General features: G+C 57.9%; 1 protein-coding gene. It reads left to right on the top strand.

The window, feature by feature from the left end; all coding sequences use genetic code 11:
* Nucleotides 1-24: 24 nt before the first annotated feature.
* Nucleotides 25-977 (top strand): integrase core domain-containing protein (locus INF58_RS20855; RefSeq protein ID WP_193528425.1); only part of this gene is annotated, 953 nt, incomplete at its 3' end.

The following is a 977-nucleotide window of genomic DNA, read 5'->3' on the forward strand; positions in this document are numbered from 1 at the left end:
CTGGCATAGAAGAGGAGACTCGCTATGCCCTGGACTGAGACCCGACCTATGCAACGCCTTGATTTTATCCGTGCCTGTCATGCAGGTACGGACTCCTTCTCCGCTCTTTGCCGTCTTTTTGGCATCAGCCGCAAAACCGGCTACAAATGGCTTCAGCGTTTTGACCCTTCTGACCTGTCCTCTCTCTCTGACCGGTCGCGCGCACCACGCTCCCACTCCCGGACGGTTCCTGATGAGGTCGTCGGACACCTGACTGCCCTGCGTCAGAAACACCCTGACTGGGGCCCGAAAAAACTGCGGATGTGGCTCCTCAATCATCACGTCGATTTTACCGTTCCTGCTGCCAGCACTGTCGGCGATATCCTCAAACGTGAAGGCCTGGTACCTGACAGAAAGAGAAAGCGCAGAACGCCGGGGAATCGCCGGCCCCTGACCAGCATCAGTGAGAACAATCAGGTCTGGAGCGCTGATTTTAAAGGCAAGTTCAGGCTGCTGAGCAGAGAGTACTGTCATCCCTTCACCCTGACCGACAACCACAGCCGGTATCTGCTGAGCTGCCGTGGAACGGACCGTGAGAGCGAGCCCTTCGTCAGGCACTGTCTGACGGAGGCGTTCCTGGAGTACGGTCTGCCGGACGTTCTGAGAACCGATAATGGTCAGCCCTTCGCAGGGACGGGTATCGCCGGGTTAAGTCGTCTTGCAGTCTGGCTGATAAAGCTGGGCGTCAGACCGGAACGAATCCGCCGGGGCCATCCCGAAGAGAACGGGCGGCACGAACGCATGCACCGTTCCCTGAAAAGTGCGCTGGCGCAGGGGAACACCTTCATGACGATGGAAGAACAACAGCGGTGGTTCAGCGACTACCGGAAAGAATTTAACTATGAAAGACCGCATGAAGCCCTGGCGGGTGCAACGCCCGGAACGGTGTGGCAACCCTCGAAGCGACAGTGGGATGGCCGTGTTCCTGACTATGCCTA

The sequence above is a fragment of the Enterobacter cloacae complex sp. P24RS genome (assembly GCF_014982165.1).
GTDB classification, from domain to species: Bacteria; Pseudomonadota; Gammaproteobacteria; order Enterobacterales; family Enterobacteriaceae; genus Enterobacter; species Enterobacter quasihormaechei.